Annotated in this window: 31 protein-coding genes; 12 read left to right on the forward strand and 19 right to left on the reverse strand. The window is 67.9% G+C overall.

Annotated features, from left to right (window positions below):
• Window positions 1-70: 70 nt before the first annotated feature.
• Both EV646_RS13935 and EV646_RS13940 read right to left on the reverse strand, forming a co-directional pair.
• Window positions 71-793, reverse strand: coding sequence for an LmeA family phospholipid-binding protein (locus EV646_RS13935; protein ID WP_132148402.1), 723 nt, complete (start codon window positions 791-793; stop codon window positions 71-73).
• 33 nt (window positions 794-826) lie between these two features.
• Entirely contained in the window at window positions 827-1756 is a 930-nt protein-coding gene (locus EV646_RS13940) for an NAD-dependent epimerase/dehydratase family protein (RefSeq protein WP_132148404.1), read from the reverse strand.
• Between the two features lie 136 nt (window positions 1757-1892).
• Between EV646_RS13940 and EV646_RS13945 the strand changes: the two genes are divergently transcribed.
• The 4 genes from EV646_RS13945 to EV646_RS13960 all read left to right on the forward strand — a co-directional run bounded on the left by EV646_RS13945 (window position 1893) and on the right by EV646_RS13960 (window position 4882).
• Complete coding sequence (locus EV646_RS13945; protein WP_132148406.1) at window positions 1893-2579, forward strand: TetR/AcrR family transcriptional regulator; 687 nt, start codon at window positions 1893-1895, stop codon at window positions 2577-2579.
• Window positions 2580-2701: 122 nt separating this feature from the next.
• On the forward strand, window positions 2702-3379 hold the full coding sequence (locus EV646_RS13950) for a PadR family transcriptional regulator (protein ID WP_132148408.1): 678 nt from the start codon (window positions 2702-2704) through the stop codon (window positions 3377-3379).
• A complete protein-coding gene (locus EV646_RS13955; RefSeq protein WP_132148410.1) occupies window positions 3376-3801 on the forward strand; it encodes a DUF1707 SHOCT-like domain-containing protein in 426 nt (141 codons plus the stop codon). Before EV646_RS13950 ends, EV646_RS13955 begins: the two co-directional genes overlap by 4 nt.
• Window positions 3802-3916: 115 nt before the next feature.
• A complete protein-coding gene (locus EV646_RS13960) occupies window positions 3917-4882 on the forward strand; it encodes an alpha/beta hydrolase (RefSeq protein ID WP_132148412.1) in 966 nt (321 codons plus the stop codon).
• Here the strand turns inward: EV646_RS13960 and EV646_RS13965 are convergent, their stop codons facing one another.
• Both EV646_RS13965 and EV646_RS13970 read right to left on the reverse strand, forming a co-directional pair.
• Complete coding sequence (locus EV646_RS13965) at window positions 4883-5269, reverse strand: VOC family protein (protein ID WP_132148414.1); 387 nt, start codon at window positions 5267-5269, stop codon at window positions 4883-4885.
• Window positions 5270-5278: 9 nt separating this feature from the next.
• Window positions 5279-5644, reverse strand: coding sequence for a hypothetical protein (locus EV646_RS13970; RefSeq protein WP_132148416.1), 366 nt, complete (start codon window positions 5642-5644; stop codon window positions 5279-5281).
• Between the two features lie 130 nt (window positions 5645-5774).
• Between EV646_RS13970 and EV646_RS13975 the strand changes: the two genes are divergently transcribed.
• Window positions 5775-6404: a dihydrofolate reductase family protein gene (locus EV646_RS13975; protein WP_132148418.1), complete on the forward strand. Its 630-nt coding sequence runs from the start codon at window positions 5775-5777 to the stop codon at window positions 6402-6404.
• Between the two features lie 7 nt (window positions 6405-6411).
• Window positions 6412-7239, forward strand: a complete 828-nt coding sequence (locus EV646_RS13980; RefSeq protein ID WP_132148420.1) for a PhzF family phenazine biosynthesis protein — start codon at window positions 6412-6414, stop codon at window positions 7237-7239.
• A gap of 16 nt (window positions 7240-7255) precedes the next feature.
• On the opposite strand, the gene EV646_RS13985 is transcribed toward EV646_RS13980, so the two are convergent.
• Window positions 7256-8305, reverse strand: a complete 1050-nt coding sequence (locus EV646_RS13985) for a lipoate-protein ligase LplAB (protein WP_132148422.1) — start codon at window positions 8303-8305, stop codon at window positions 7256-7258.
• A 39-nt stretch (window positions 8306-8344) separates the two neighbouring features.
• On the reverse strand, window positions 8345-8617 hold the full coding sequence (locus tag EV646_RS13990) for a DUF1905 domain-containing protein (protein ID WP_132148424.1): 273 nt from the start codon (window positions 8615-8617) through the stop codon (window positions 8345-8347).
• Between the two features lie 42 nt (window positions 8618-8659).
• On the opposite strand from EV646_RS13990, the gene EV646_RS13995 reads away from it, so the two are divergent.
• Entirely contained in the window at window positions 8660-9292 is a 633-nt protein-coding gene (locus EV646_RS13995) for a hemerythrin domain-containing protein (RefSeq protein WP_132148426.1), read from the forward strand.
• Here EV646_RS13995 and EV646_RS14000 read toward each other — a convergent pair.
• The 9 genes from EV646_RS14000 to EV646_RS14040 all read right to left on the reverse strand — a co-directional run bounded on the left by EV646_RS14000 (window position 9289) and on the right by EV646_RS14040 (window position 17838).
• On the reverse strand, window positions 9289-10893 hold the full coding sequence (locus EV646_RS14000) for a CocE/NonD family hydrolase (RefSeq protein WP_132148428.1): 1605 nt from the start codon (window positions 10891-10893) through the stop codon (window positions 9289-9291). The two genes, EV646_RS13995 and EV646_RS14000, sit on opposite strands and share 4 nt — an antisense overlap.
• Window positions 10893-11459 carry a TetR/AcrR family transcriptional regulator gene (locus tag EV646_RS14005; RefSeq protein WP_132148430.1) on the reverse strand — a complete coding sequence of 189 codons (567 nt, stop codon included), beginning with the start codon at window positions 11457-11459 and terminating at the stop codon, window positions 10893-10895. The genes EV646_RS14000 and EV646_RS14005 overlap by 1 nt, the downstream gene beginning before the upstream one ends.
• A gap of 36 nt (window positions 11460-11495) precedes the next feature.
• Window positions 11496-12419 (reverse strand): hypothetical protein, encoded by a 924-nt coding sequence (locus tag EV646_RS14010; RefSeq protein ID WP_132148432.1) that lies wholly within the window; start codon window positions 12417-12419, stop codon window positions 11496-11498.
• Between the two features lie 5 nt (window positions 12420-12424).
• Window positions 12425-15409, reverse strand: coding sequence for a caspase family protein (locus EV646_RS39290; protein WP_199236966.1), 2985 nt, complete (start codon window positions 15407-15409; stop codon window positions 12425-12427).
• The gene (locus EV646_RS14020) at window positions 15409-15798 is read right to left on the reverse strand and encodes a hypothetical protein (protein ID WP_199236967.1); all 390 of its coding nucleotides are present in this window, start codon (window positions 15796-15798) and stop codon (window positions 15409-15411) included. Before EV646_RS14020 ends, EV646_RS39290 begins: the two co-directional genes overlap by 1 nt.
• 54 nt (window positions 15799-15852) lie before the next feature.
• A complete protein-coding gene (locus tag EV646_RS39295) occupies window positions 15853-16131 on the reverse strand; it encodes a hypothetical protein (protein WP_199236968.1) in 279 nt (92 codons plus the stop codon).
• Window positions 16132-16304: 173 nt separating this feature from the next.
• Complete coding sequence (locus EV646_RS14030; protein ID WP_277875109.1) at window positions 16305-16880, reverse strand: adenylate kinase; 576 nt, start codon at window positions 16878-16880, stop codon at window positions 16305-16307.
• 119 nt (window positions 16881-16999) lie between these two features.
• Window positions 17000-17377: a VOC family protein gene (locus EV646_RS14035; RefSeq protein WP_132148436.1), complete on the reverse strand. Its 378-nt coding sequence runs from the start codon at window positions 17375-17377 to the stop codon at window positions 17000-17002.
• 2 nt (window positions 17378-17379) lie between these two features.
• Window positions 17380-17838 carry a YciI family protein gene (locus EV646_RS14040; RefSeq protein ID WP_241995918.1) on the reverse strand — a complete coding sequence of 153 codons (459 nt, stop codon included), beginning with the start codon at window positions 17836-17838 and terminating at the stop codon, window positions 17380-17382.
• Between the two features lie 79 nt (window positions 17839-17917).
• Here EV646_RS14040 and EV646_RS14045 point away from each other — a divergent pair, with 79 nt between their 5' ends.
• The 3 genes from EV646_RS14045 (at window position 17918) to EV646_RS14055 (ending at window position 21803) form a co-directional block, all read left to right on the forward strand.
• Entirely contained in the window at window positions 17918-18667 is a 750-nt protein-coding gene (locus EV646_RS14045) for an SDR family oxidoreductase (protein ID WP_132148932.1), read from the forward strand.
• Between the two features lie 64 nt (window positions 18668-18731).
• Entirely contained in the window at window positions 18732-21410 is a 2679-nt protein-coding gene (locus tag EV646_RS14050; RefSeq protein WP_241995920.1) for an ATP-binding protein, read from the forward strand.
• Window positions 21411-21509: 99 nt separating this feature from the next.
• Window positions 21510-21803: a hypothetical protein gene (locus EV646_RS14055; RefSeq protein ID WP_132148438.1), complete on the forward strand. Its 294-nt coding sequence runs from the start codon at window positions 21510-21512 to the stop codon at window positions 21801-21803.
• 1 nt (window position 21804) lies between these two features.
• Here the strand turns inward: EV646_RS14055 and EV646_RS14060 are convergent, their stop codons facing one another.
• Window positions 21805-22731, reverse strand: a complete 927-nt coding sequence (locus EV646_RS14060; RefSeq protein ID WP_132148440.1) for a DUF3800 domain-containing protein — start codon at window positions 22729-22731, stop codon at window positions 21805-21807.
• A gap of 353 nt (window positions 22732-23084) precedes the next feature.
• Between EV646_RS14060 and EV646_RS14065 the strand changes: the two genes are divergently transcribed.
• Window positions 23085-23630, forward strand: a complete 546-nt coding sequence (locus EV646_RS14065) for a dihydrofolate reductase family protein (RefSeq protein WP_132148442.1) — start codon at window positions 23085-23087, stop codon at window positions 23628-23630.
• Here EV646_RS14065 and EV646_RS14070 read toward each other — a convergent pair.
• The 3 genes from EV646_RS14070 to EV646_RS14080 form a co-directional block, all read right to left on the reverse strand.
• Window positions 23627-23917, reverse strand: coding sequence for a YciI family protein (locus tag EV646_RS14070; protein WP_132148444.1), 291 nt, complete (start codon window positions 23915-23917; stop codon window positions 23627-23629). The two genes, EV646_RS14065 and EV646_RS14070, sit on opposite strands and share 4 nt — an antisense overlap.
• Before the next feature lie 62 nt (window positions 23918-23979).
• Window positions 23980-24735 carry a class I SAM-dependent methyltransferase gene (locus tag EV646_RS14075; protein ID WP_132148446.1) on the reverse strand — a complete coding sequence of 252 codons (756 nt, stop codon included), beginning with the start codon at window positions 24733-24735 and terminating at the stop codon, window positions 23980-23982.
• The gene (locus EV646_RS14080; RefSeq protein WP_241995934.1) at window positions 24736-25677 is read right to left on the reverse strand and encodes an SDR family oxidoreductase; all 942 of its coding nucleotides are present in this window, start codon (window positions 25675-25677) and stop codon (window positions 24736-24738) included.
• Window positions 25678-25761: 84 nt separating this feature from the next.
• On the opposite strand from EV646_RS14080, the gene EV646_RS14085 reads away from it, so the two are divergent.
• The gene (locus EV646_RS14085; RefSeq protein WP_132148448.1) at window positions 25762-26427 is read left to right on the forward strand and encodes a TetR/AcrR family transcriptional regulator; all 666 of its coding nucleotides are present in this window, start codon (window positions 25762-25764) and stop codon (window positions 26425-26427) included.
• Window positions 26428-26495 lie beyond the last annotated feature (68 nt).

Consider the following 26495-nt stretch of genomic DNA (forward strand, 5'->3'; position numbering starts at 1 on the left):
AAGGGTTCGCCCAACGCATGTCAAGAAGCTTGCCGCCACCCACCACCGGCGTCAACCCTCGGTGAGTACGTCAACCAGCGAGTTTGAGGTTGGCCGCGGTAGCAGTGAGGACCACGGATGAGCCTTGTACGGCGACCTGCTTGAGGGACGCACCGAAGGGCAGCTTGGGAAGGGCGATGCCTCTCGCGAGCAGCGACGTGATGGCGTTGCGTACGACAGAGGGAATGGAGTCGGAGAGTTCGTCGACGGCCAGGACGATGCGGCCGTTCTTCGTCGTGGGCCGAATGGTCGCGTCGGCCTCGATGCCGCGGACAGACAACTGCGCATGCAGTTTGCCGTCGACAACACGCATCGTCAGATCGTCCACACCCGTCGTGCGGGCGGCGAGTTTGGCCAGCTCGGACGGCGAAAGCCGGACTTGTACGTCGGTCGTGTCGACAGTGACCGCCGCACCGTTTCCACCGGTCAGAGCCGCACGCGGCACGTGGACGCCGCTCATCGCCACGGTCAGGTCCTCGGCCGGGATCGACGAGATGGTCGGCTGCTGCATGGTCAGCGTGACCGTCGAGAACTCCTCCTTGACCAACTGTGGCAGGAAGCCGAAGCCGCCGATGTCGACCGACGTGTCAGCCGCGCGTACGTCGTACTGTGCGGCCTCCTGCTCGGCCATCGTCGCGAGCTGGTCCTCGGCGAGCCATTTGGCCGCGCGGTCGGCGGCGACCGCCAGGATCGCCAGCACCACCAGAAAGATGATCAACCGCCGCAGCGCCCGCCCGGATCTCGTCGAACTCATTAGGTCATGTTCCCAGGGCAGTCAAAACGGCACTCAGGCGGTCTTCGCCTGGGCGCGCATACTCTCGACGGTTTCCCGGAGCGCGTCGTCGGTCGGCGTCGGTTGGATGCCGAAGGCAACAGTTGCGGCGGTGGAGTCGAGGACGAACGGGCCCTGCCATTGGTACTGCGTCTCGATCATCTCGCGCGCGTCCGGATTGAACAGACCAGCGAGGCGTAGCGCGAAGCCAGGCATCTTGGCGACGCGGGCTGCCGGCGCTCCGGCCAGCTCGGCGGCGCGCGTTGCGAGAGCCCGGACGGACAGTGGCGCCGGCGTCGGGACGTGCCAGGCCCGTCCCCAGGCGTTCTCGTCCGCCGCGACCGCGACCAGCGTGCGGACGACGTCGCCGACGTACGTCCAACTATGTGGTGCATCCAGGTCGGCCGGTGCCGAGCCGCGGCCGCCCGACAGTACCTTCGGCAACACGAGGACACTGAACGGCGTGACCGCTCGTGCGCCGAGGTAATCCGACCCGCGAACCTCAGCGGTCCGGATTCGGCCGGCTTCGTGTGCGGCCAAGGCGTCGGTCCACAGCTTGGCTCGCACCTGGCCCTTCACAGTGTTGGGCCGCAGTGGCAGATCCTCGGTGATCGGGCCGTCGACCTTGCCGTAGCCGTAGAGGTTTCCGGTCGTCACCAGTACGGCGCCTGTCGCCTCAGCTGCGCGGATCAACGCTGTACCCAAAGGAGGCCAGTCTGTGGACCAGCGGTGGTATGCCGGTCCGGCGCAGGAGTAGAGGGCCACAGCTCCTTCGGTGTGTTTGATGAGCGCATCGGCGTCGGTCGCGTCGACAGCGAGACACTCGACACCATCCGGACCACTGCCGCTTCGAGTGAGCACACGGACCTGTTCACCTCGAGCGGCGAGCAATCGCGCCGTGGCCGTTCCGACCGGACCGGCTCCCACGATGACGTGCAAGGACATGGCGGACCCTTCTGTTGTGCTCTACTTCGAGAACACCGTTCTCGAATAGGTTCACTGTACTCAGGTACACCAGTCCGAAGCAAGAACACTGTTCTCGCAGCGTTCCAGCGTTCTCGACCTGTGTCAGACTGGAGGCATGTCCGCACCATCACTGCGCGCCCGGGTCCGCTCGGAGATGAGCCAGGAGATCAAGGCCGTCGCCCGCCGGCACCTCGCCACCGACGGCGCGAACCTCTCCCTGCGCGCCGTGGCCAGAGACATGGACATCGTTGCCTCGGCGCTATACCGCTACTTCCCGAGCCGCGACGCCCTGCTCACCGCCCTGATCATCGACGCGTACGACGCTCTCGCCGCGGCCGCGACCGAAGCGGATGCCGCCGTACGACGCGATGATTTCCGCGGCCGCTGGATGGCCGTCTGCACCGCGGTCCGCACGTGGGCACTCGCGAATCCGGCGGAGTACGGCCTCATCTACGGCAACCCGGTCCCCGGCTACGCCGCTCCACCGGAAACCGTCGAGCCGGCCGCCAAGGTCATCCTGCTGCTGGCCGCGATCGTCGTCGACGCAGGCAACCGCCTCGAACCACTGACTGCATCACCGATCGTCGCCCCGCTCCGCAAAGACCTCCGCCGCCTCATCGACGAGCGCCAGGGCGACCTGCTGGAAGAGCGCCTCGATCGCATCCTGGTCGCCTGGACCCACCTCTTCGGCGTCCTCAACTTCGAAGTCTTCGGCCGCCTCGACGACATGATCCAGGCCCGCGCCGACTACTTCACCCACCACATGACCCTGATGGCCAACCTCACCGGCCTCCCCCACTGACCGGAGGGCCGCTGCCGCACCAGGTGAAGGAGGGTTGAAAAGCCGCTGGAGGCTCTTGGGTGGGGATAGATCGCGATATATCGTCGACGTATCGCATTCTCTTGTGAGGGATGGTGGTCGGGATGACCGGATCGACGTACGCGACGGGGTGGCCCTGGGCGCAGTTCGCGCGGCATTGTTCAGCCTTCGACGACATCAAGGACGAGTTGCGCGCGGCGATGACCGGGCGGCGGACCCACCACGGGCACCACGGGCCGCACGGGTTCGGGGCGCAGTGGGGAATGTTCGGCGGGCAGTTCGGACCGCCGTGGGGACCGCCGCCGCGGTACCGCGGACCCAAGGCCCGGCGGGGTGATGTGCGCGCCGCGATTCTCGCCGTACTCGCGGAGCAGCCGATGAACGGCTACCAGATCATCCAGGAGATCGCCGAGCGCAGCGGCGGGGTGTGGAAGCCGAGCCCGGGCTCGATCTACCCGACCCTGCAGCAACTCGAGGACGAGGGACTGGTCACCGCCGACGCCGAGGTCGGTCGCCGGACCTTCACGTTGACGGACGAGGGACGCGCGTACGTCGCCGAGCACGCCGACGAGGTGTCGGCGCCGTGGGAGGCGATGAGCACCCCGACCGAGGAGGACGAGAACGGCTTGAAGCCGCTGCTCGGCCAGGTGGCGACAGCGATGTGGCAGATCCTCGCGACCGGTACGCCGGACCAGCAAGCGCGGGCCAAAGAGGCACTGGGCGAGCTGCGGCGGAAGCTGTACGGCATCCTCGCCGACGACGACGAGCAGGACCGGTCATGAGCCTGCCCGAACGCCGCGGCCCGATCCGTATCGGCGACGCCGAGCGCGATCAGGCCGTGGCGACACTGAGCGATCACTTCGTGGCGGGGCGGCTGACGCAGGACGAGTTCGAGGAACGCAGTGAGCAGGCGACCCGGGCGAGGTATGTCGACGAGCTGACACCCCTGTTCGACGACCTTCCAGACCGGGCGGAGCTGCAACTGGTGCAGGGGCCGTGGTCGCCGCAAGCAGTCAGGCCGCGGCAGCGCCGGAGCAGTCCGCCGCCACCGTTCCTCATGCTGGCGCCGATCCTGATGATCGGCCTTGTCATCACCTCGATCGCAATGACCGCGCCATGGCTGTTGTGGGGTCTGTTCTGGATCGCTTTGATCGGCAAGGTTCAGCGCGGTCGCTGGCAGCACCAGAACTACTACCGCCGCTGAGGTTCTCGCCGCGGAGACCGCGTACTAGCGTGGATCGCATCTGCGCCGGTGCGGGGAGCGGTCCCGCGGGCGGATCGGCTGGCGCCGGTATCCCGTGTGCGTGGGGGTGGGCGTCATGGGCCGTCGTTCGGTGTGGGTGTCGTTGGTGCTCGCGGCGATCTGTGCAGTGCCGGCCGCTGCGGTGAGCGTACGGCCGGAGGAGGCCCCGGCCAGCAGCAACGGTGCGCGCGTCGTGGCCGAGGAACAGGTCGGCCCGCGGCTGGTGGACCTCACGGTGGAGTCGCGTGCTCTCGGTAGGACGTCCAAGGTGCGACTCCTCACCCCGGACGGCTGGGACCAGCGAAAGCGCTGGCCTGTGCTCTACCTCTTGCACGGCTGTTGCGACGACTACGCCAGTTGGACGCGTTCGACCGACGTCGCGAAGCTGGCCGAACTCCGCGACGTACTCGTAGTGATGCCAGACGGCGGACCGGTCGGCTGGTACAGCGACTGGCGGAATAGCGGGCCGGCGTGGGAGACGTACCACCTGACCGAGCTCCGCGAGTTGCTCGAGCAGCACTATGGCGCGGGAGACGACCGAGTGATCGCCGGACTGTCGATGGGCGGTCTGGGCGCACTCCTGTACGCCGCTCACAACCCAGGCATGTTCCACGCCGCAGCCAGCTACTCCGGCGTCGTACATCCCTTGTACGACGGCTTCCCCCGTGGGCTGCTGTGGCTCCTCCACGAGTACGGCGAGGAGCCGCTGGCCATGTGGGGAGACCCGGTCGAACAACGCGACATCTGGGAAGCACACGACCCCTACTACCTCGCGAACCGGCTGCTGACCATCCCGGTCTTCCTGTCCAGCGGCAACGGCCGTGGCGGACCCTTCGACCAGCAAGGCAGTAAGGACGACCTCGAAGCCGTCCTCTACGAGATGAACAAACAGACCGCCGCGCAACTCCAGCAGGCAGGCGTCAATCTGACGACCGACTTCTACGGACCAGGCACCCACACCTGGCCGTACTGGGTGCGCGAGCTCGACCGCTCGCTCCCACTCCTCCTCTGCGCCCTGGGCAGCGCAGGAGCTTGTGTGTGATCAGGTACGACGCGATCGCGCCCGCGGGATCTCCTGCGCGAACTCGACCACGAAGCCGTCGGGATCGGCAATGTGCAACGTCCGATGCCCCCACGGCCGATCGGCGGGCCCGCTGAGCACAGCAACCCCCGCAGACGAGAGGCGCGCGGCACAAGCGTCCACGTCGTCCACCACGAGGACGATCTCCGCAGCCGGCCCAGGCGCCACCGCCCGCCCGGTCAGCCACTCGGCCCGCCGCCGCTCGTACAACGCGAACTTCGTGCCGTCCGTGCCGAACTCGGCGTACCCGGCATCGGTGAACTTGTACGGCAACCCCACTACGTCCCGGTAGAACGCGATGGAGGCGTCGAGGTCCTCGACGTACAAGATGACGTAACCGAGCTCCACAGCCCTACGCTAGAACGTCCAGTCCAGTTGGGGTTCTGGGATCTTCAACGTGCGGCCGAATTCCTGGGCTTCAGCGCGGGCACCGGAGTCGCCGCGGGCATAGCGGAACACCCGGCCCGGGAACACGACGAAGATCTCGTCGTCGTTGTGGAAATCGGCGTACCAGCCTGGTGCGTCGAGCGCCTCCGACAGTGTCTTCGCCAAGTCCTCGGCACGCGAGTCGTCCACGCCGAACTCCAGGACGGACCAGACCTTTGGCTGATCGGCTGACGCAGTACTCATGGCGTAGCGGCTGAGCTTCCGCACCACCAAGGGGATCTCCCCCAGCTCAGTCCCGACTCGAAGGCTCTCCAGAATCACCGCTCCGTCGTACACGCCAATCTCCTCTCAAGAGCGTCATCAGGAGACTACGCACCGCCACCGACAGAAAGTGTCAAAGTGGGCAAGGCGACTCCGACCAAGCGGTGAGGGCCGGGCAACGGCCCCAGACTTCATGGAGGTAGTCATGCCCAGAGTTCGAGTGCACAACTTCACCGTCACCGTCGACGGGTTCGGCGCCGGCGTCGGCCAGCGACTGGAGGCGCCGTTCGGGGACGGGGTGGACGGGCTGCACGACTGGATGTTCGCGGCGATGGAGGACAAGGCGAACGGCAAGGGCGGGATCGACGCCGGGCGGGTCGGCGCCTGGGAGGAGGGCATCGGGGCGACGATCATGGGCCGGAACATGTTCGGCCCGGTGCGTGGTCCGTGGCGGGACGACTCCTGGAAGGGCTGGTGGGGCGACAACCCGCCGTACCACCATGACGTTTTCGTCCACACGCATCACCCGCGGGAGGCGTTCGCGATGGAGGGCGGTACGACGTTCCACTTCACCGACGAACCGGTCGAGGCGGTTCTGGAGCGAGCGCTCGAGGCGGCCGGTGGGCAGGACGTCATCATCGCGGGTGGGGCGGCAACCATTCAGCAGTACCTGCGCGCCGGCCTGATCGACGAGCTCAACATCGTCGTGGCCCCGCTGCTCGCGGGCGCCGGTGAGCGGCTGTTCGACAACGTCACCGAGGCGATGCGCAACTACCAGGTGACCGAGATGGTCAGCTCCCCCGCCGCCACCCACGTTCGTCTGCAGCGTCGATAATGCTCGGATGACGCAAGTACTGCGATACACGGCCTTCACCACTGATCCGGCTGGCGGCAACCCCGCTGGAGTCGTACTCGATGCGCGCGGGCTGGATGACGATGCCATGCAGGCGATCGCGGCCGAGGTCGGCTACTCCGAGACGGCGTTCCTCACCGGCGACGAAACGATTCGCTACTTCTCCCCGAAGGCCGAGGTGCCGTTCTGCGGACACGCGACGGTTGCGACCGCGGTCGCATTGGCGGAGCGGAACGGGCCGGGCTCGATGACCTTCTCGACGGCAAGCGGTCCCGTCCCGGTCAGCGTTGAGAAATCGGCGGATGGACTGCGGGCCACGTTGACCAGTGTCGAGCCGTACGTCGAAGCGGTCAGCGACGTCGCTGAGGCGTTGGACATTCTCGGCTGGCGCGCGGACGAGCTCGATCCCGCGTTGCCGCCGTACATCGCGTACGGCGGGGCGCGGCATCTGGTGCTGAGTGCGTCGACACGGCAACGACTTGCGGAGCTGGAGTACGACTTCGATCGGCTGCTCGGCTACATGCTGGAGCGGGATCTTACGACGGTGCAGCTGGTGTGGCGGGAGTCCGCTCACACCTTCCATGTGCGGGATCCGTTCCCGGTCGGCGGCGTGGTCGAGGATCCGGCGACAGGTGCCGCCGCGGCCGCGTTCGGCGCCTACTTGCGCGAACTCGGCCTGGTCCAGCCTCCGGCGGTGCTCACGCTGTACCAAGGCCAGGACATGGGCCGCCCGAGCGAGATCCAGGTCGAGCTGCGCCCCGACGACACCCGAGTCCGCGTGAGCGGAACCGCCGTACCGATTCCCGATCTCGCCTGACCGGCGCGGCCGAGGCTCAGGGGACTCGGGTGAGCCACTCCTCGGTGCCGAACTTCGAGGCGACGCGGTCTTCGGCAACGGAAACGGTTGCGGCGTCGATCGCCCCGGGAGTCAGGCCGTAGCGACTCGCGAAGGAAGCGACGAGACGGTCGATCACGTCGGCGCGGTCGAGGCCGGTCTGGCTGCGCAGCGGATCGACCCGTTTGTTGGCGCTGGTGGTGCCTTTGTCGGAGAGCTTCTCGCGGCCGATCCGCAGCACCTCCAGCATCTTCGCGGCGTCCATGTCGTAGGCCATCGTCACGTGATGCAGTACGGCACCACCCGCGAACCGCTTCTGCGCCGCGCCGGCGATCTTCCCGGCCGGTGAGGTGATGTCGTTGATCGGCTGGTAGGTCGCCGCGATGCCGAGCTCGTTGAGCGCGCCGATCACCCAGTCGTCCAGGAACGCGTACGACTCGACGTACGACAGCCCGGAGACCAGCGATTCGGGCACGTAGAGCGAGTACGTGATGGTGTTGCCTGGTTCAACGAACATGGCGCCGCCACCGCTGATCCGCCGTACGACGGTGACGTCATGCTTCTCGGCTCCGGCCAGGTCGACCTCGTTGCGCAGCGACTGGAAGCTGCCGATGATCACCGCGTTGGACGCCCACTCCCAGATCCGGAGCGTCGGCGCGCGCTCACCGGAGCCGACCTGCTCCGCCAGCACCTCGTCGAGCGCCATCTGCAGAGCAGGCTCCCGCGGTACGTCGTGCACGAACTCCCACTGGTGATCCCGCCAACCAGTCGCACCCGTCAGAGCACGTCGTACGGCGACCGCGACAGCTTCCGGCGAGAACCCGAGCATCTCGACGCCATCACCCAGTACGGCGCGAACCCGCGCAGCCACCTGCGCCGCCGGCGTCGCCACCGGGAGACCGGCCAGGGCACCGTTGATGCGCTCCAGCGCGTCATCCGGTTCGAGGAAGAAGTCCCCGCTGATCTGAGCCCGCCGCACATGCTCGTCGACGACCTCCAAGTCGGCGACAACCAACTTCCCACCCGGCACCTTGTACTCACCATGCATATCCGGTGACAACCCAGGCAGCTGAGCGGATGTTCCCTGTTATGGCTCGAGGACGAGCCGGACGTGGTCGCCCACCGCCGCGCCCGCGGACTTCAAGGCAGCCTTGCTGACTCCGACGCAGAAGCCGCCGCCGGCGACGAGCATGGTGCTGCCGGCGAATTCCGCTCCGTTGAGCGTGCCGCTGACCCGCCGCTGCTTGCGTCCACCTAGCTGCGCGACACACTCAGCCGGTACGTCGACTACGGCCAAGCCGCCGGGTTTGTCCTCGTTGAAGCGGCGAACCGTGCCGGTGAACTCCACAGTTGCGGCCATGTCCGCTCCTCTTCAAGGCCACTTCAGCCTACACTCCGAGGCATGGCGGAGATGAGCATGAACAAGGCGATTCACGCGGCGTTCCGGCGGGACTTGCAGCGGTTCGTGGACGCGTTGCAGCGGTTCTCGCCGGGGGATCAGCCGCGGGCTGCGCAGTTGACGACGGCGTGGGCCAACTTCGACGCGCAGCTGACGAACCACCACGAAGGTGAGCACGAGATCGCTTGGCCGGCGCTGGAAGCGGTCGGGGTGAGCCACGAACTGCTGACTCAGATGGACGCCGAGCACGACACGATGGCGGCGGCGCTGGCCGAGGTACGCCGTGCGATGGCCGAATTCCGCCGTACGGCGGGAACCGAGGACACGGCGGCTGCGCTGGCGGCGATGCAAGAACTCCAGCGGGTGACCGTGCAGCACATGGATCATGAGGAAGCCGAGATCGAGCCGGTCTACCTGGCGAACCAGAACTCCGCCGAGATGAAGGCGATGGGCCGCCAGTTCGCGAAGGTCTCCCCGTCCCAGGGCGGCACCTTCTTCGCCTGGGCCCTCGACGGAGCCGGCCCAGAAGAATCAGCCGCCATCACCAGCACCGTCCCCGGCCCCGTCCTCACCATCATCAACGGCCTCTTCGGCCGCACCTACCGCAAAACCGTAGCCCCGGTCTGGCGCAACTAACCGGTCGGAAGGATCACCGCCGATGGGTGGTTTGGGCCGTGGTGGATGGTTTGGGTTGCTGGGGTGAGGGTGGTGGCGGTGAGGCGAGGGTCGCCGGTGCCGGGGTTGCGGGCGTAGCGGGGGTGGGCGCCGCTGGAGAGTTGGATTCGGATGCGGTGGCCGGATTTGAAGCGGTGGGCGGTTGGCCAGAGGGTGACTGTGGCCGGGGCTAGGGTGTCGGCGTTGGTAAGGCTGACTAGGCCGTCGCAGACGTTGTAGGAGTGGCCGTCGGGGTCGACGTCGCAGAGGCGGACGAAGAGGTCGGCGTACGGGAGGCTCGACTGGAACCAGATCTCGGCGCTGATCTCCCCGACCACCTCGACGTCCTGCTCGAGCGGAGGTGTCGTAAAGGTCAGTACGTCGGAACGCGCCTCCAGGGCGGCGTTGTCGACACGGCCGCTGGAGCCGCGCACCATCCGCACGCCACCGACCGCAGGAGTCGGGTCAGCCGGGTCGTAGCGGTACTCGCTCCTTCCTGAGACTGCGGGCGCGCTGGTCGAGAGCCCGCCGTCCGAGGCGAGGTGGAAGCGCTGCGGCGTGTAGCCCGGCGGCGGCCACGAGTCGAAGTCGCGCCACGCCTCCTCGCCCATCACGTACAGGCGAACCGGCGCCCGCTCCGGCGGCTCGACCCCTCGTGCGTGTGCCAGGCCGAAGTCGATCGCCTCCTGCATCATCGAGCCATCCATGGTGAGATGCGTCCACGGGCCGACGGTCAGCCGCGGCTTGCGACCGGCATCCTGCAGGATCTTGAAGTCCCGCAGCTGACCGGGCAGGAAGATGTCGTACCAGCCGCCGACCGAGCTGACCGGCACCGTCACCTCCGCGACCCGCTCGCGGTGATCGATCCCGTCCCAGTGCGAGTGCTCGGCGTCGTACGCCAGGATGTTCTGGATGTAGTCGTCGCGCTGCCCGATCGCCGCCATATCGGCCTCGCCGAGCGGCAGCGTGTCCATTGCCCGGCGCGTACGGCGACCGCCGGTGAGCATCCGCAGCATCGCACCACGCCGCTCCTGACCCGCCACCTGCACGCCCCAGCCGAACGGCGTCTCCAGCGAGAACCCGTCCTTCCGAAGGAACTCCAGCGTCAGCGCCGACTCCGTCACCTGCGGAATCATCGCCTTGACCTCGGCCGGCAACTGATCCGCGATCGCCCACTGCACATAGCCGAGATAGCTGGCCCCGATCAGCACCATCGAGTCGCCGAACCACGGCTGCTTCACCACCCACTCGACCGTCGCGAGACCGTCCGCGCGCTCGTTCCGCAGCGGGTCGAAGACCCCACCCGACCCGAAGGTCCCGCGCACGCTCTGGATCAGCACCTGATACCCACGCTCGGCCAGCGGACGCGCCATCATAGTCGCGATCATCCCGGCCCGCCCGTACGGGCTCCGGAGCAACGCCGTCGGCAACGATTCCCCGCCGGCCCGCGGCGCCCACCGATCCGCAAGCAACTCCACACCATCCGGCATCGGAACCCGGAGATCCCGCTGTACGACGACATCGCGCGTCGCCGGCGGGCCGATTCTCAACATGCGCTCGACGAGATGACTGGCCAGCTTCATCAGACCTCCGGGTTGATTGCCCTCAGCAACTTCATGAGCCGGGCCGCGAACGCCTCCACGTCGAGGGGTTCCGGTCCGTTGATGATCCAGTCGTTGATCACCGCCGCCCAGCCGCCGGTGACGAACATGGTGAGATCGTCCACGACGTCGGCCCGCACGCCCGGCATCCGCCGTACGAGCTCGCGATTGAAGGGGCTGAGCAGGTCGCTCAACGCGATCGTCAGGCGGTAGGCGCACGGGCCGGTCAGCATCGCGCGATAGAAGGCCCGGTGCCGCGCGAAGTGCTGTAGCGCGGCCGCTATCCCCTTGGCAGCGACCTCACGATCGGGATTGTTCGGTTCCGCGAGGTCGCGGCGGGCCAGGTCGACCGCCGCCTCCAGCAGGAGGCTGTCGCGGTCGCCGAACTGCTGGTAGATCAGCTGCCGGCTGACGTCTGCCGCTTCGGCCAGCTCCGACACGGCGACGTTCGTCGTACCGCGCTCGCCCACCAGCTCCACAGCGGCTCGGCACAGGGCGGATCGTGACCGCCGCACCCGCCGGTCGGTGCTCACCTCGCCGACACTCATGCCGATACTTTACACCTGTCAAAAAACTAACAAGCGTCAACGACAGGTGAGGGTGTAGTCGCGGGAGGACTCCTTTGAGTTGGGTTCGTCGACGACAAGGGTCTGGGTGAACGCGACCGGCGCGCCGGAGGAAGCGGTGGGCTGGACCGTGGCCCGGACGGTCTTCGTACCGGCGCCGGCGAACTCGACCGAGATGGGCTCGGAGTCCGTCGTCAGCGTCGACTCCCAGTGATAGCTGACGGTCGCCTTGTCGTCCGTCGTGATCACGGCCTGCAGGGTGATCGGCTGACTGCAGTCGACCGTGCTCGCCTCGAGCTTCCCGATCTCGACGTCGGTCACCGGCCCACCGCCACCACGCAGCAGCAGATACCAGGTGGTCGCCGACAGTGCGAGGACCAGCACCACGACCAGAGCGACGTTCCTCAGCACAGCCGGCGACGCTGGTTCGGTGGCAGGCGCGACGGGTGCGCTCGCCGGTATAACAACGGGAGGCGCGACGTCGGCAGGTGGAGGCTGAGAGGGTACGCGCGACGGCGGCGCGCCCGCCGAGCGCAGTACGAACGCTTTCGAGGTCTGACGTTCGAAACCCGACTCGTCGGCCAGAAAGCGCTGGTACGTCCGGATCGCCTCGTTCCTCGCCAGCGCGAAGTCCGCCTCGTCCACCGCACCGACCCCAGCGCCCCGGACCACGAATCCGTACAGCAACTCCAGCGGCCGGCCGAACTCGTCAGTCACCGGCTCCCCCGGGAGAACGTCTTCGGTCAGTCGCTCCGTTCGATACACCAGTACGACGTCGCCGGCAGCCAACCCGTGGATCGTGGTGATCGTGGTCGTCGGCTCACCACCGGTCGCCTGATCCAGTACGCCGTACTCGTTGCTCTCAGCAAGGAAGTCCGGGACGAGCAGCGACTGGTATCCCCGGCGCCGGCCGCGGGCGACGAGGAACGTCCAGCCGTACACCGCGGTCACCTTCCGCTGAGCCGGGATGCGGGCAGGCGTTCCTCGAGCCGTGCCAACTCGGCGCCGAACTCGCCGAGGACCCGGGCACGCGCCGCCTCCACGGTCGCGTCCTGACGCCGTACGTCCCGTCGTTCCTTGCCTGCGGCCCGGATCTCGTCAACCCGCGCGCCGGCCATCCAGTCGAGGAACATGCCGGCGACCTCCCGGCCGGCGGATCCTCCGACGACCTCCTGAAGTCGTTGCCGCAGCGCGGCACCCGCGGGCAGGTTGAGGAACGCAGCCATCGAGAACCGCGGCTCCTGCCGGGATCGGGCATCCGCCGCCAACTGCCGTCGGGTGGCTGGATCCAGCGACAGCTCCACTTGCCGGAAGAGATCGGGAAGGATCGCGGTGAGCGGTACCTCGACGTTGGTCGGATGGACTTCGCCGTTGGGCAGCTTCAGGATCCGGCCGTCGGTGGCCATCTGGGCGAAGTCCGGCCCGACTGCGCTGACCGGGATCAGCCGGATGATCCGGTCGGCCCAGCTGTGCGTTTCGACGAGCGCCTTCAGCTGCGCCGAGTTCATCAGGGCGTCGCGGACAATGCTCAGCCGAAGGTTGTCGTCGGCACCGGCCGGCTCGCCGAACCCGCGGATCAGGTCCCACTTGGTCAGGACGAAATGGATCGGGCACGTCGCTCCGGCCATGATTCCGGTCATCGGCTGGATGGAGCTGCGGAAGTACCGCCGGCCCGCGGGCTCACCACGCAGGAACTGGAGGACACGGTAGCCGTCCAGCATCCCCAGCAACCCGTGGGCGCTGCGGATCCGTGCCTCCAGATCGCTGAGCGCGATCGAGCCTGCCGCCTGCTCCGACTCCAGCAGTTCACCGGCGTAGTCGAGGTAGCTGATCTTGAAGACCTGGTGCTTGGTGCCTTGATCGAACGACACACAGTCGAAGACGAGCTCGCGGGTCTCGCCCGTTCGCGTTCCGGCCGGCCACGGTTCGGTGGTGTCGCTCACCTCGTCGAACACCTTGCTGAGATAGATCCGCTGCGCGGCGGCGGTCTCGAGAAAGTACGACCGGGTGGCGGTCGGCACATTCACGGTGTGGAACATGCTGGACAGGTAGACGGTCTTCCCCGACCCCGCGATGCCTAAGGCAACGACCCGGAAGTGCGGCACGACGGAGCGGTCGTGGTCCTCGGCAACAGTACGTCGTACTGGAGCCGCTGCGACGGGCGCGAAGACCTGCGGGCGGAGCGCGAACGCGTGGATGGTGCCGCCGAACATCACCAGCAGGTTCAGCAACACGCCGGCCGGGTTCTCCTGGCTCGTGAGCGCGCCCCCGACCACCGTGAGGACGGCATACCCGGCCGCCACGAGCCAGAGGTAGGGCTTCTTCAGTCGACCGGCGGCATGCGCGAATGGCACGAAGGCGAGAAGGCTGAACGACAGCAGAGGAATCAGAGCCCAGAGGACTGTGAGGGTGTCACTGGCTGCCGACCTGCGAGCAGCGACCGGCTCGACCGGCGGCGGTGCTCCGGCGGCTGGCGGCACATACACTGCGCGACGAATCTCCGGCTGTGGCTGTGGTGGCGCCTGCACCACCACGGGCTCCGCAACCTTCAACGGCTCCGGCGCCGCGTTCACCACCGGCTCCGGCGTCACGTTCACCGCCGGCTCCGGCGTCGCGGACGCCGCCGCCACAGGTTCCGGGGCTGCGTCCACAACGGGTTCCGGGGCCTCGTCGGCCTCTAGAGCCTCGTCGGCTGGGACGACCGTGATGTTCACCGGGAGGTCGAGCTCGCCCGTGGGGCCCTTCAGGTTAACGGTTCCGGACGCGGTCGCCCGGGTGTCGACGGAGATGTCGAAGCCCTCGTCGGTCTCCTGGACGTGGATCCAGGCCGCCGAGGCATGCGGCGTGCAAAGGTGCGCAACCGGCGGCCCCAGCAGCCGTACGACGCGATGCGGCGCCTCCGCACCCTGCGAAACCGAGCCGAACGACAGTTCCGTCTCGCTCGGCTGCAGCACGGCTTCCCGAAGAGCAGCCTGAGCCGGCTCGGCGACGTACTGGATGTCCGTCCGGGCGATCTCCACCAGCGCCTCGTACGCCCCGACGGCCGCCTCGAGCTTGTCGCTGAGCAGCCGATTCCGCAGTTCACTCACCGCACCGAGGCGGGAGAACATGCTGGAGTCCGTCATCGCCGCCTGCAGGTCCGCGGGAATCGGCTGCGGCTTGATCCGCCGCCGGCGACTCCGGGCGACGTACAGCTCGCCCTGCATCTCCACGGTCCGGCTCGGAGTCTGGTGCGGCGTCTGCGCCTGGACGCGATCGAAGACGTAGTCGTACAACTCGTTCAGCGAAACCCAGCCGTCTTCGTCCCGGTCGGCATCACCCGTCGCGAGCCCTTCGACCAGCGCGGTCGTGAACACCGACGGCCGCAGGCTGTTGTCGTCGGCAAGCTGATCGCCTTCGAAGGCGTACTCGATCGAGTTCGAGGCCGTGATGACCGCCCGCCCACGACCACCGCCCGTCCGCTCCGGGAAGCTGTCCAGCACGTTCACATCGCCGGTCGACCGAACCGCCATCCCCTTGCCGAAAGCGCCGCCGTAGCAGCAATCCAGCAGCAGTACGACGCTCCGCGACCGGCTGGCCTGCATGCACCCGCGGACGAAATCCGCCGAGATCGCCGTCGAGCTCAGCCGGTGCGGCCTGGTGTTGCGCGCCGCGAAGTAGAGCTCGCCCGACTCGCTCTTCAGCCCGTGACAGGAGAAGTGCAGCAACAGCACGTCGTCCGGCCGGCTCTCCGCGAGCAGGTCCTCGATGTGCGTCTGGATCACGTACGACGGCTCGTTCCGAACCGTCTGCACGTCGAAGCCGCCGATCTGCCCGTCGCCGAGCACCCGCGCCAGCGCTTCGGCGTCAGCGGCCGGTGACCTCAGGTGCCGGAGGCCCTCGTGGTCGTACTCGTCGTTCGCGACGATGAGAGCCCTGCGCCGGCCGTCCATCACCCCTCCCCGGAGCCGGCGTGCCTGCTCACGAACAACTCGATCAGCCTGGTCTGTTCGCTGGCACTGACCTCCGACAGTTCGAGTACGTCGCCCTCGAGCTCCAGCCGGACCGTCCGTTTGACACCGCCGCCGCCGCGCGCCAGCCAGGCCCTGATCGCGGCCACCACCTTGCGCACGCTCTGCGCGCCCTCGGTGAACGTGACCAGCAGGCCGCCGATCGCGAGCGCATCGATCGCCCGCGTTCCCGGCGGCGGTTCGCCGGCCGGCAACGCTTTGACGTCCTCGACATCCAGCTGGAGCAACTCCTGCCGGAGATAGCCGGTCAGCTGGTCGAGACGCTCGGCATCCGCGCCGGCCTCGGCGAGTTGAACTCGCAACTCCCCCACGATGGAACCCCCTTGGTCCGCCCCAGGCACCACCGCAAGCCCCCATACGCGGCGTCACCTCACTGTCACCCAGATTAGACCTCTGAGCGCTGACACGGCTATGAGAAAACCGGAACCCGGGGGTGCCCGGATTCCGGTTTGCCCGATCAGGCAGTCGGCGTTGCGGTCGGTGCGCCCGTCGGAGGTGTCCCGGTCGGCGCGTCGATGGGTGGTGTGCCGGTTGGCGGCGTACGGCGCCTTCGCCAGGTAGGCGGCCTTGAACTCCTCGGTGAAGTAGAGCTGGGAGGTGAACTCGTAGGGGTTGCCGTCGGTCCCGGTGCTACGGATCTTCACGTGGGTGTGACACTTGCTCCCGGCAACGGCCTGCACGTCTTGCCGTCGATTTGCAGCACCCGCAGTACGAGCGTCAGCGTCGCACCCTCCGACACCGTACGAGAGAAGACGCTAGAAACGATCGCTGTGAAGACCCCTCGACTTTCCTGGCAGAACCCGGTGAATGGGCACACTCACGGTTGGATCGCGCAGGCGACGGCGAGGATTCGCTCGCGGACTTCGGCGACATCACCAGTGCCGTCGACTTCGTGGAGCAGGTCGCGTTCGCCGTACAGGCTGACCAGCGGGACGGTTTGGTCGGCGTACACCTGGAGGCGGCGCCGGATGACGTCCTCGGTGTCGTCGGACCGGTGCTCGATCTTGGCCCGGTGCAGCAGCCGCCGGACCAAATCCTCCTGATCGACCAGCAGTACGACGGCCGCGTCCAGAACGCGGCCCTGGTCGGTCAGGAGCTTGTCCAGTACGGCGGCTTGGTCGAGCGTGCGCGGATACCCGTCGAGGAGGAACCCGGGGCGGGCATCGTCCGCGGCCAGGCGGTCGCAGACCATCGCGTTGGTCACCTCGTCGGGCACGTACTCACCCGCGTCCAGGTAGCCCTGCGCGGTCCGCCCGAGCTCGGTCCCGGCCGCGACCTGGGCCCGGAAGATGTCCCCCGTCGAGACGACCGGCACGCCGAGCTTCCCGGCGAGCAGTTCCGCATGGGTGCCCTTGCCGGCCCCAGGCGGCCCCATCAGGACGACTGTCGTCACTCTGTGCCCTCCTGACTCCCAGTAAGTTTCCCCAGGGTAGGCGAGCTTTCGCCCCCGCGATACGTCGTACATCACCCTGAGCCATTGACCTCCGCCACACCCGCCCGGGGACAACGGTGTCAGTGTGTAAGGAGGTCCCAGGTGGACAGACAGAACGGATGCCCGGCCGGGTCGGCGAACACCAGGCAATGGTCGACGTTCGGCTGATGGTCGTACCTCGTCGCTCCGGCGGCGATGACCCGCGCCTGCGTGGCGGCCAGATCGTCGACGAAGAAGTCGAGATGCATCTGGATCGGCGTCGACGGATCCGGCCAGGTCGGCGGCACGTAGGCCGGATCGGACTGGAAGTCGATCCGCCCGCCCGGTCCGTCCACCGTCGCCCAGACCGGATCGACGTACACGATCCGTCCGCCGGTGATCTCGGCGTAGAAGGTCGCCAGCGCGACCGCGTCGGGGCAGTTCAGTGTCGGCGAGCTGAGGCGGATGCGGTCGGACACCGTCACATCACCGGGCGGAGTTCGATGACGTCGCCGGGGCTGGCGAAGCGGGTGGCCAGTTCCTCGGCGCGTTCGCGGGTCTCGCAGTCGATCAGGAAGAACCCGGCCAGCTGCTCCTTCGTCTCGGCGTACGGGCCGTCGGTCGTCACCGGACCGCCCGCGCCCCACCGGTAGACGCTCGCCGACTCCGGTGCGTCCAGCGCCTCCGCTACGACGAACTCGCCGGCGGCCGACATCTCGCCCAGCAGCTCCTCGAACTCCTTCTCCATCCGCTCGCGCTGATCCGCCGCCAGCGCCCGCCCCTCGGCGGTGTAGTTCCCCGTCGGGTGCCCCCACGGCTGCGGATTGGAGTGGATCAGGATCACGTACTTCATGACAACCTCCCGCGTTTGTTCCAGTACGCCGTACTGCGTCTGCACCCGCAACGTCGGAGCCGGGGTCAGCCTCTCGACATCTGTCACATCCGGGCGGCGAGATCCGTCGCAAGGACGAGGACCCCGGAGGCGGGTCCGCGGACAAGCGGAGGATCTCGTGGGCACGATGTTGGTGACTGGTGGTACCGGGACGCTGGGGCGGCAGGTGGTGCCTCTGGTGCAGGCAGCTGGGTGGAAGGTACGGGTGCTGAGCCGGAGCGCGACAGACCGTGGCGACGGCGTCGAGTACGTCGCGGCCGATCTGCTGAAAGGTGATGGGATCGACGCCGCGCTCGAGGGTGTCGAGGTCGTCGTACATCTGGCGGGTGGACCGAAGGGGGACGACGTCGGTACGCGGAACCTGGTGCAGGCGGCGGAGCGGGCCGGCGTACGGCATCTGGTGCACATCTCGGTGACGGCCGTGGATCAGTTGCCGTTGACCTACTTCAAGGCCAAGCTCGGCGCGGAAGAGGCCGTGCGGGGATCGTCGGTGCCGTGGACGGTCCTGCGGGCGGCGCAGTTCCATGACTTCGCGTGGAACACGCTCGCGGCGATGACGAAGCTGCCGGTGCTGCCGATGCCTGGCGGGCTGCGGCTGCAGCCGGTGGATGCGCGCGACGTCGCGGACCGGCTGGTCGAGCTGGCGCTGGGTGAGCCGGCTGGTCTGGTGCCTGACATCGTCGGGCCGAAGGTGTACAGCCTGGGTGAGCTCGCCCGCGACTACCTGGAGGCGACCGGCAAGCGCCGGCTGTCGCTGCCGATCCGGGTGCCCGGCAAGGCGGGCAAGGTGTACCGCTCCGGCGGAAACCTGACCGTCACCGGCGCAACCGTCGGCACGCGTACCTGGGAAGACTTCGTCGCAGCGCACCCCCGCTGAGCTGCTTGGGGCTTCCCCGGCGAGCGGGCTTCCGCTACGGACGGGTGGAGGCGATGCTTGGCGCATGGCGATGGTGGGGCGCCGGGGGGAAGTACTGGCGCTGCGGGGGTGGCTGGACGAGGCTCGCGCGGGACGCGGGCGGCTTGTCCTGTGCACGGGCGAGGCGGGCATCGGCAAGACGCGACTCGCCCAGGAGGTCGCCGGGCTGGCGCTGGCCCAAGGAGCCGCCGTCGCCTGGGGCCGATGCGCCGAAACGGAAGGTGCACCGGCCTACTGGCCCTGGCGGCAAGTACTACGAACTCTCGACCTGGACGCAGATCAGGTCCTCTCCGGCGACGACCGCTTCAAGCTTTTCGAAGAAGTCACCGATGCGGTACGACGAGCAGCCGGCGACCGCGGCCTGGTCGTCATCATCGACGACATCCACCGCGGCGACGAACCATCCGTGCTGGTTCTGCGCCATCTCGCACAGCAACTCCCGGATCTCCCGGTCCTGCTCCTGGCGACCGCCCGCGACTCCGCCGAGCTGGGCGAACTGTCCATCGCCGAACGCCTCGACCTGCACACCCTCGATCTCGCCGAAGTGGCCGAACAGTTGTCACCGGCAACTACCGACACCGGTCTGGCGACGACCGTCTACGAGATCACCGGCGGCAATCCGCTGTTCGTCCGCGAACTCGCCCGCGCGATCGCCGACGGCTCCTGGCGCCCGGACCGCCCGCCACGCTCGGTACTGGAGATCGTCGCCGCCCGGCTGAACCAGGTCACCGATGACTGCCGCCGCCTCGTGCAGGCCGCCGCGATCGTCGGGCGGGATTTCCGGCTGCCGGTAGTTGCCGCGACGCTGCAACAATCCCCCGACGAGTGCCTTCCGTTGCTGGACGAAGCGATCACCCGCGGCTTCGTCGAGCGCGTCGACACCGGCTTCCGCTTCGTCCATGCACTGGCCCGCGACGCGGTCGAGACCTCGTTGTCGACCACCGATCGCATCGCGCTGCACCGCGCTGTGGCCGCAGCGCTGGAGGAGCTCGACGAGCATCCCGCCGCGATCGCCAGCCACCACGCGGTGCTCGCGCAGTACAGCGATGGGACGACCGCGCGAATGTGGCTGCTGCGCGCGGCGGAGGACGCCGTACGTCGGCTTGCTTATGAGGAAGGCGTTCGGCTGTATCGCGAGGCACTGACGACCCGGCCGCTGGCTGAATCCGAGCGCTGCGAGATCTTGATTGCTCTGGGCAAGGCCGCGTACCTCGCTGGTGATTTGCAGGCATGCTGTACGGCGGCCGGCGACGCGGCGGCCGCGGCGCAGACTCCCGAGCAGGCGGCGGAGGCGGCACTCGTTCTCGAGGCGGTGCCCGATCCGGCGATCAACGCGACCGCCAGCCGATTGTGCGAGGAGGCGGTTGCCCAGAGCATCGATGCCGGACTGCGCGCGCGACTCCTTGCCCTCCGCAGCCATCTCGCGTTCTACGACGGCGAGCAGGGGCGCCTCGACGCACTGAGTTCGGAGGCGCTCACACTGGCTCGGAAGTGCAAGGACGATCGCGCTCTGATCGACGCCTTGCGGGCACGGCAGGAGGCCTGCCCCGGCCCGGCTGGTCGCACCGAGCGGTTGGAGCTCGCGGCGGAGATGCTCGAACTGGCCAAGCGGACGGACAATCCGCGCGCCGAGATGTGGGGCGAGATCTGGCGGATCGACGCACTGATCGAGAGCGGTCGCCTATCCGCCGCGGCTGAGGAACTCCCCCGCCTCCGCACCGCGGTGGACCGGCTCGGCGGACCGGTCGCGGCCTGGCATCACGACCGCATCGCCGCCTGTGTCGCCCAGGCGCGCGGCCGGTACGCCGACGCAGCGGCGCTGGCCCGTCGTGGCTTCGACCGGATGCGCTCGGTCGAGCCTGCACCGGCGACCGGCGCCTACTTCGCACTCCAGATCGCGCTCGCCGGCCATGTCGGTGTCAGCGAGGAGATGGCAACGTTTGCTACGCAATCATTCGAGCCGCCGCCACGGTTCGTCACGATGGCGCTGCTGTCCCGCGCACACTTGTTGCTCTGTGCAAATTCTCCGGAGCGGGCGGAGACGTCGTACCGGCAAGCTGGTCCGATCGACAGTTGGTCGTTGCCGGCGTTCTTCGTGCTCCCGGGGTACGTGTACGCGACGCTCGCGTGTTGCGGCCTCGGTCGGTACGACGATCTCGTCGTACTGCTGGATCGGTTGCAGGAGTTTCGCGGTGAGCATGCCGTGGGCAACGGGGTCGCGTACATGGGGCCGGTGGAGTTGGCGATCGGCCGGGCCGGCGCGGCGCTCGGCCGATTGGATGCCGCGGTCAACGATCTGACCACGGCGGTCGAGCAGGCTTCGACCGCAGGTGCGGCCGGATTTGTTGCCGAGTCGCAGTATCACCTGGCCTTGACGCTGTTCACCCGCGATCGAGCCGGCGACCGCGCACAGGCGCGGCAAGTCGCCCTCCAGTCGGCGCAGTTGATCGCGTCACTCGGCATGACGGCGTACGCCGAACGCATCGACGTACTGCTGGGACGGCTGAACGGCGACACGGAACACGGGCTGAGCGTGCGCGAGCTCGAGGTCGCGGGCCTGGTCGCCGAAGGACTCACCAACCGGCAGATCGCAGCCCGGCTGGTGATCTCCGAACGCACCGCCCAGAACCACGTCCAGCACATCCTCACGAAGCTGGGCTTCGCCACCCGCAGCCAGATTGCCGCCTGGTCCACCCGCAGATGAGTACCCCGGATGAGTGATCTGGCGGATTCCAGCTGGGCCGCGGGCTCCTAGCGTGATCGGTGTGGCCCATCCGGGCCGCACAGGATCGGAGGAGGAATCATGCAGTGGATCGCAGTCGCCACCCCGCCGTTCGGGGCCATCGAGCAGTTCGACCAGGTGATGGAGCAGTTGGGCGCCGAGGAGCCGGAGGGCCTGGAGGCCAGGTACGTCGGCACGACCGACGACGGCCTGCGTGTCGTCACGCTGTGGAAGTCGAAGGAACACGCCGACCGGTTCTTCGCCAACCGCCTCGGCCCCGCCTTCGCCAAGGTCCTCGGCCCCGAACCGGCCGGCCGCCCCGAAATCCTCGGCATCGACGTCGCCCGCAGCTACACTCGCCAACCCGTCGGCTGACTCAGCACCTGCTGGCTGCGTAGGGCTCGGACAGATACGGGGCCAGCAGGTCGGCGAGGTCGGGGGCATCGGCTGGGTTCGTGGCGAGGCGCCGCGCGATGCCGGCCAGGAGGTCAGCGACCTGGACGCGCGGGTCGTGGCGGGAGTCGACCTGAGTGACGGTGAGCAGCGGCGGCGGGGCCGGGAACACCGCTCCCGCCAGGTACGTGCGCATGCGGGCCAGCCGGTGCCGAGTCAGCGCACTCTGCTCATCGTGTACGACGGCAACCGACCTGCGCCCGGCACTCCAGAACAGCGCGGTCTCGGCCAGCGCGGGCAGCATCGGTTCGAGCGGCGGCGGGATGGAGGGGTCGTCGTCGATCAACCGCTCGACGATGTCCTCGATATGCTCCCGCGACACCTCAGCCAGGTCGGCTACGCCGTACGGCATCGTCTCGAAGAAGCGGTCGATGGCGGCATGGTCGATCAAGCGGAGGCGCTTCGTCCGCGTCATCGTGAGAAACGCGTCCAGGAACTCGGTCCGGTTGGGTGCCTGGTAGATCGCGAGCGCGGTGGCGTTGTCGGCGCCGGACAGGCTGGTGCCGTCGCCGTACGACGGTTCGGCGACGAGCAGATCGACGACGCGGCGGGCGACGTACCAGGTCTTGTCGATGACGTGGACGTGGGCGCGGCCGCGGAGGGCAGTCAGGAACCACACGAGTGCCGGGCGCTGCTCAGGCCGCAGCAAGACGTTCGACTTGTACTCCGCGGACGCGCGCCGGCGGAACGGAGCTCGCAGTACGGCGACCAGTTCGGTGGCTTCCGGTACGGCGAGATCCACGCTGGCATGGGTGATCACGGGCGAGTCGGGATCCAGGAGGTTGCTCCCGGAGAACCCGGACTCGTCACACGCGATCTCCACCCACGCCCGCGAGGGCAGGGTCTGCATCAGAAAACTCCAAGGCTGAAGGCTTCACGCTGAAGGGCCCGTCGTAGTGGACGGGCGTGATCACACGAAAACGGCGCGATCAGAAAGCGGCAGCAGCCTCAGCAGACATGCCCCCATCATCAACTCCCTACCCACCTCGCACCACCCAATATCCGGGGAGCGCCGGGGTGCTGTTTCACGGCGTCGTGCCCAGCATGAGCACGGTTCGACCACGACACGCCGCCGCGCGATGGTCGAGCGGTGCACAAGGTCACCACCACCCGCCGAGCAACCCCGAGCAGAAGAGCGGGCTGCGATGAGTTTTGGGTGGAAGGTTCGTCTTAGTGGGGACCAGACGATGCGAGGAGGTTGTGATGGCGAAGGTTCTGTATTCGGTGACCATGTCGGTGGACGGTTTCATCACCGGGCCGGGCGGTGACATGCAGTGGATGCGGCCATATCTCGGGCCCAACGCGGAGGTCGCGGAGCTCATCCCCCAGATCGGATCGTTGCTGATCGGGCGGCGATCGCACGACGGAGACGACCCGCACAAGGGCGACGAGGGCGAGGGGAAAGCGTTCGGCGGCGGCTGGAACGGCCCGATGTTCGTCGTCACCCACCACCCGCCGAGCAACCCCGAGCCAGGAGTCACGTACGTCGATCAGTTCGCCCAGGCACTCGACCTGGCGAAGGAAGCAGCCGGCGACAAGTACGTCAACGTGATCGGAGCCAACATCGCCAAGCAGTGCATCGAAGCCGGCGAACTCGACGAGGTCCTCCTCCTCTACGCCCCCGTCATGCTCGGCGACGGCACCCGCCTCTTCGCCCACCCCGGCGGCCACCCCGTCCCCCTCACCCGCCGCAGCGTGACCAACAACCCCACCGCCACCAACCTCTGGTTCACCGTCGACAAAACCTAGAAGTCGGCGGCTGCACCTCGCATGACGGCGCGGATTTCAACACTGCGGCCCGCCGTACGCGCGTCGGGCAACAGCCGAGCGAGTTCGACCGCACGGTCCGAGGTCTCCACGTCGATGACGTAGTACGCGTCGATGTCCCGAGCCGGGCCCGGTGGAATCGTCACTCCCAGCTGTGGATCGGCCAGCACCTCGCCGTCGACCAGCTCGCCGGCCTCCCGCGCAGCCCGTTCAAATTCGTCCCGTCGTAGGTGCGCGGCGTCGCCCCGCAAAATCAGTAAGTACTTCATCGGCGCTCTCCTCTCACTGATACGACGGAACCAACCGCGAAGTTTTGACATGACGAGCTACCTCAGCTGAGGGCGGCCCAGGCTCGGGCGGTCAGGAGGATTGAGCCGTCTGGCTCGGTTGGCAGGCGGTCGCGGACGGCTTCGCGTAGGGCCTGCTGGTCGGGTTGGGACAAGGTTTGTACGTACGCCGGCGCCGGGCCCTGGCCGCCGAGGAACGGGCGCCAGTAGTCGTCGAAGGACGCGAACTCAGTCGGTACGACGATCGCCCGCGTGCTGACCGTGGTGAAGCCGGCCTCGGCGAACAGCTCCTCCAGGCCTTCCGCCGTACAGAACGGGAAGCGCCGGGCTTCGTCGTACTCGCGTGCGTCGGGGTGCAACTCGACCACGGCGTCCCAGAAGTGCCTCATCAACTGCATGCCATCCGCGTAATCCCACACATAGACGGCGACCGTCGACCCGATCTCGCGCATTCGGCGCAGCGCCTCGACGCGCTCGGGGATGAAGTTGAGCACCAGCCCGGAGACGACCACGTCGTACGGTCCGTCCGGCAACTCGGCCGCCGACCGGACCTCGAATGTCGCCCCGGGGACCGTACAGCGTGCGTAGTCGACGAACCCCTCCGACGGATCCACGCCGAGCACGGACGCGGGAGACGCCGTACGCAGAATCGTGCTGGTCAAAGCGCCGGTCCCACACCCGACATCCAGCCAGCTCGACCCGGCCGGCTGCTCGAGCCAATCGACGAACTCGGCCGCCACCAACCGGCTCCACCGGCCCACATACGACTCGTAGATGTCCCCACTCGACCACTCGGTCATCTACGCAGCGTACGACTCAATCGATACTCCGGTGAGCTCTTCAGCCACAGACCAAAGGCGAGCGTTGGCCTCCCGGTCGAGAGCACGCTTCGGCGCCTGAACCAGCTTGGTCGGGCCGACGGCTCCGAAGATCCCCGCGGGACCGTAGTACGCACCGGCCTGAGCATCCGGGCTTGTTGCCGCATACAACAAAGGCTCGGTGCCGATCTCCACGTCCTGGGAGGGGAAGACGCGCATCGCGATCCGTGCGTAGAGCGGAGCCGTGCCCCCGCCGAGCGACGCACCGGCAGACTGGAGGTTCGTGCGGGTGTACCCGGGGTGCGCGGCGACGCTCAGCAGCGGCCAACCGCGGTCGGCCGCGAGCCGCGCGAGGTGGTTGCTCATCATCAGGTCGGCGAGCTTCGACTGTGAGTACGCCTGGTTCGGGCGATAACGCCGCTCCCACTGCAGGTCGTCGTACTGGATCCTGCCGAAGTTGGCGGCGCCGCTGCTCATCGTCGCGATCCGCGGCGCGGGTGCGGCCAGTACGAGCGGCAGCAGTTGGACCGTGAGCGCGAACGGGCCGAGGAAGTTCGAGCCGAACTGCAACTCGAAACCATCGCGAGTGGTGAACCGGCTCGGCGGCGTCATCACGCCGGCGTTGTTCACGAGCAGGTCGAGGTGCGGCTCGTCCGCGCTCAGCCCGTCGGCGAATTCCCGTACGGACGCCAGGTCGGCGAGGTCGATCCGCCGTACCTCGAGCTGGGCGTCCGGGAATTCGGCGAGGATCTCCGCGCGGGCCGCCTCGCCTTTCGCGACAGTGCGGACGGCCAGCACCACGCGGGCCCCCGCAGCGGCGAGGCGCTTGGCGGCTTCCTTGCCAGTACCGCTGTTGGCGCCGGTGACGACGGCGAGCTTGCCGGTCTGATCGGGTACGACGTACATGGTGGGGGCTCCATCCATAAAAGACTGCTGGTCTGTTATAGCTTCGACGTTATCAGACCGCTGGTTCGATAACAACAGACCAGCGGTCTGTAGACTGTGACGGTGACGACTTTCCAGCGCGCCCGGAGCGAGGAGCAGCGAGCCGCCCGGCGGCGGGCGATCCTCGGCACGGCGGCGGCGATGCTGACCCAGATGCCGGTCGCGGAGCTCAGCCTGAACGAGCTGAGCCGTCGCGTCGGCCTGGCGAAGTCGAACGTCCTCAACTACTTCGAGTCCCGCGAGGCCGTCCTGCTCGAGCTCGCGGCCGCCGAACTCGAGCACTGGGTCGACGACCTGACCTCGGCCCTAGGCGACATCTCCCCGGACGACCCGATCGCGGAACGCGCCGAGCTGCTGGTGTCCAACCTCGTCAGCACACTGGCCGGGCGGCCGGTGTTCTGCGACCTGATCAGCTCGCAGGCCGCCGTACTCGAGCGGAACGTCTCGACCGAGGTGGTGCTGGCCTACAAGCGGGCAGCCGTGGTGAGCCTCACGCGGATGGTCGAGGCAGTGGTCCGCGCGCTACCGGAGATCGGCGCGGACGGCGCGACCCGCCTGCTGTCCTCCGGAAGCTTGCTGGCCGGCGCGATCTGGACGCACTCCCATCCCGCCCCACCGGTCCTGGAGGCGTACGAGGCCGATCCCACCCTCGCCCCACTCCGCATGGAGTTCAGGCCCGCCCTGACCGACGCACTCACCACGCTCCTCCAGGGCCTGCTCCCCCGCTGACCCCTGTGCAGGTTTCCCCTGAAGTTGAGCGCGGGGCAACTCCATTGGAAAGGAATGGAGTTAGTTTG

Origin of the sequence: Kribbella antiqua (assembly GCF_004345665.1) — a bacterium.
GTDB classification, from domain to species: Bacteria; Actinomycetota; Actinomycetes; order Propionibacteriales; family Kribbellaceae; genus Kribbella; species Kribbella antiqua.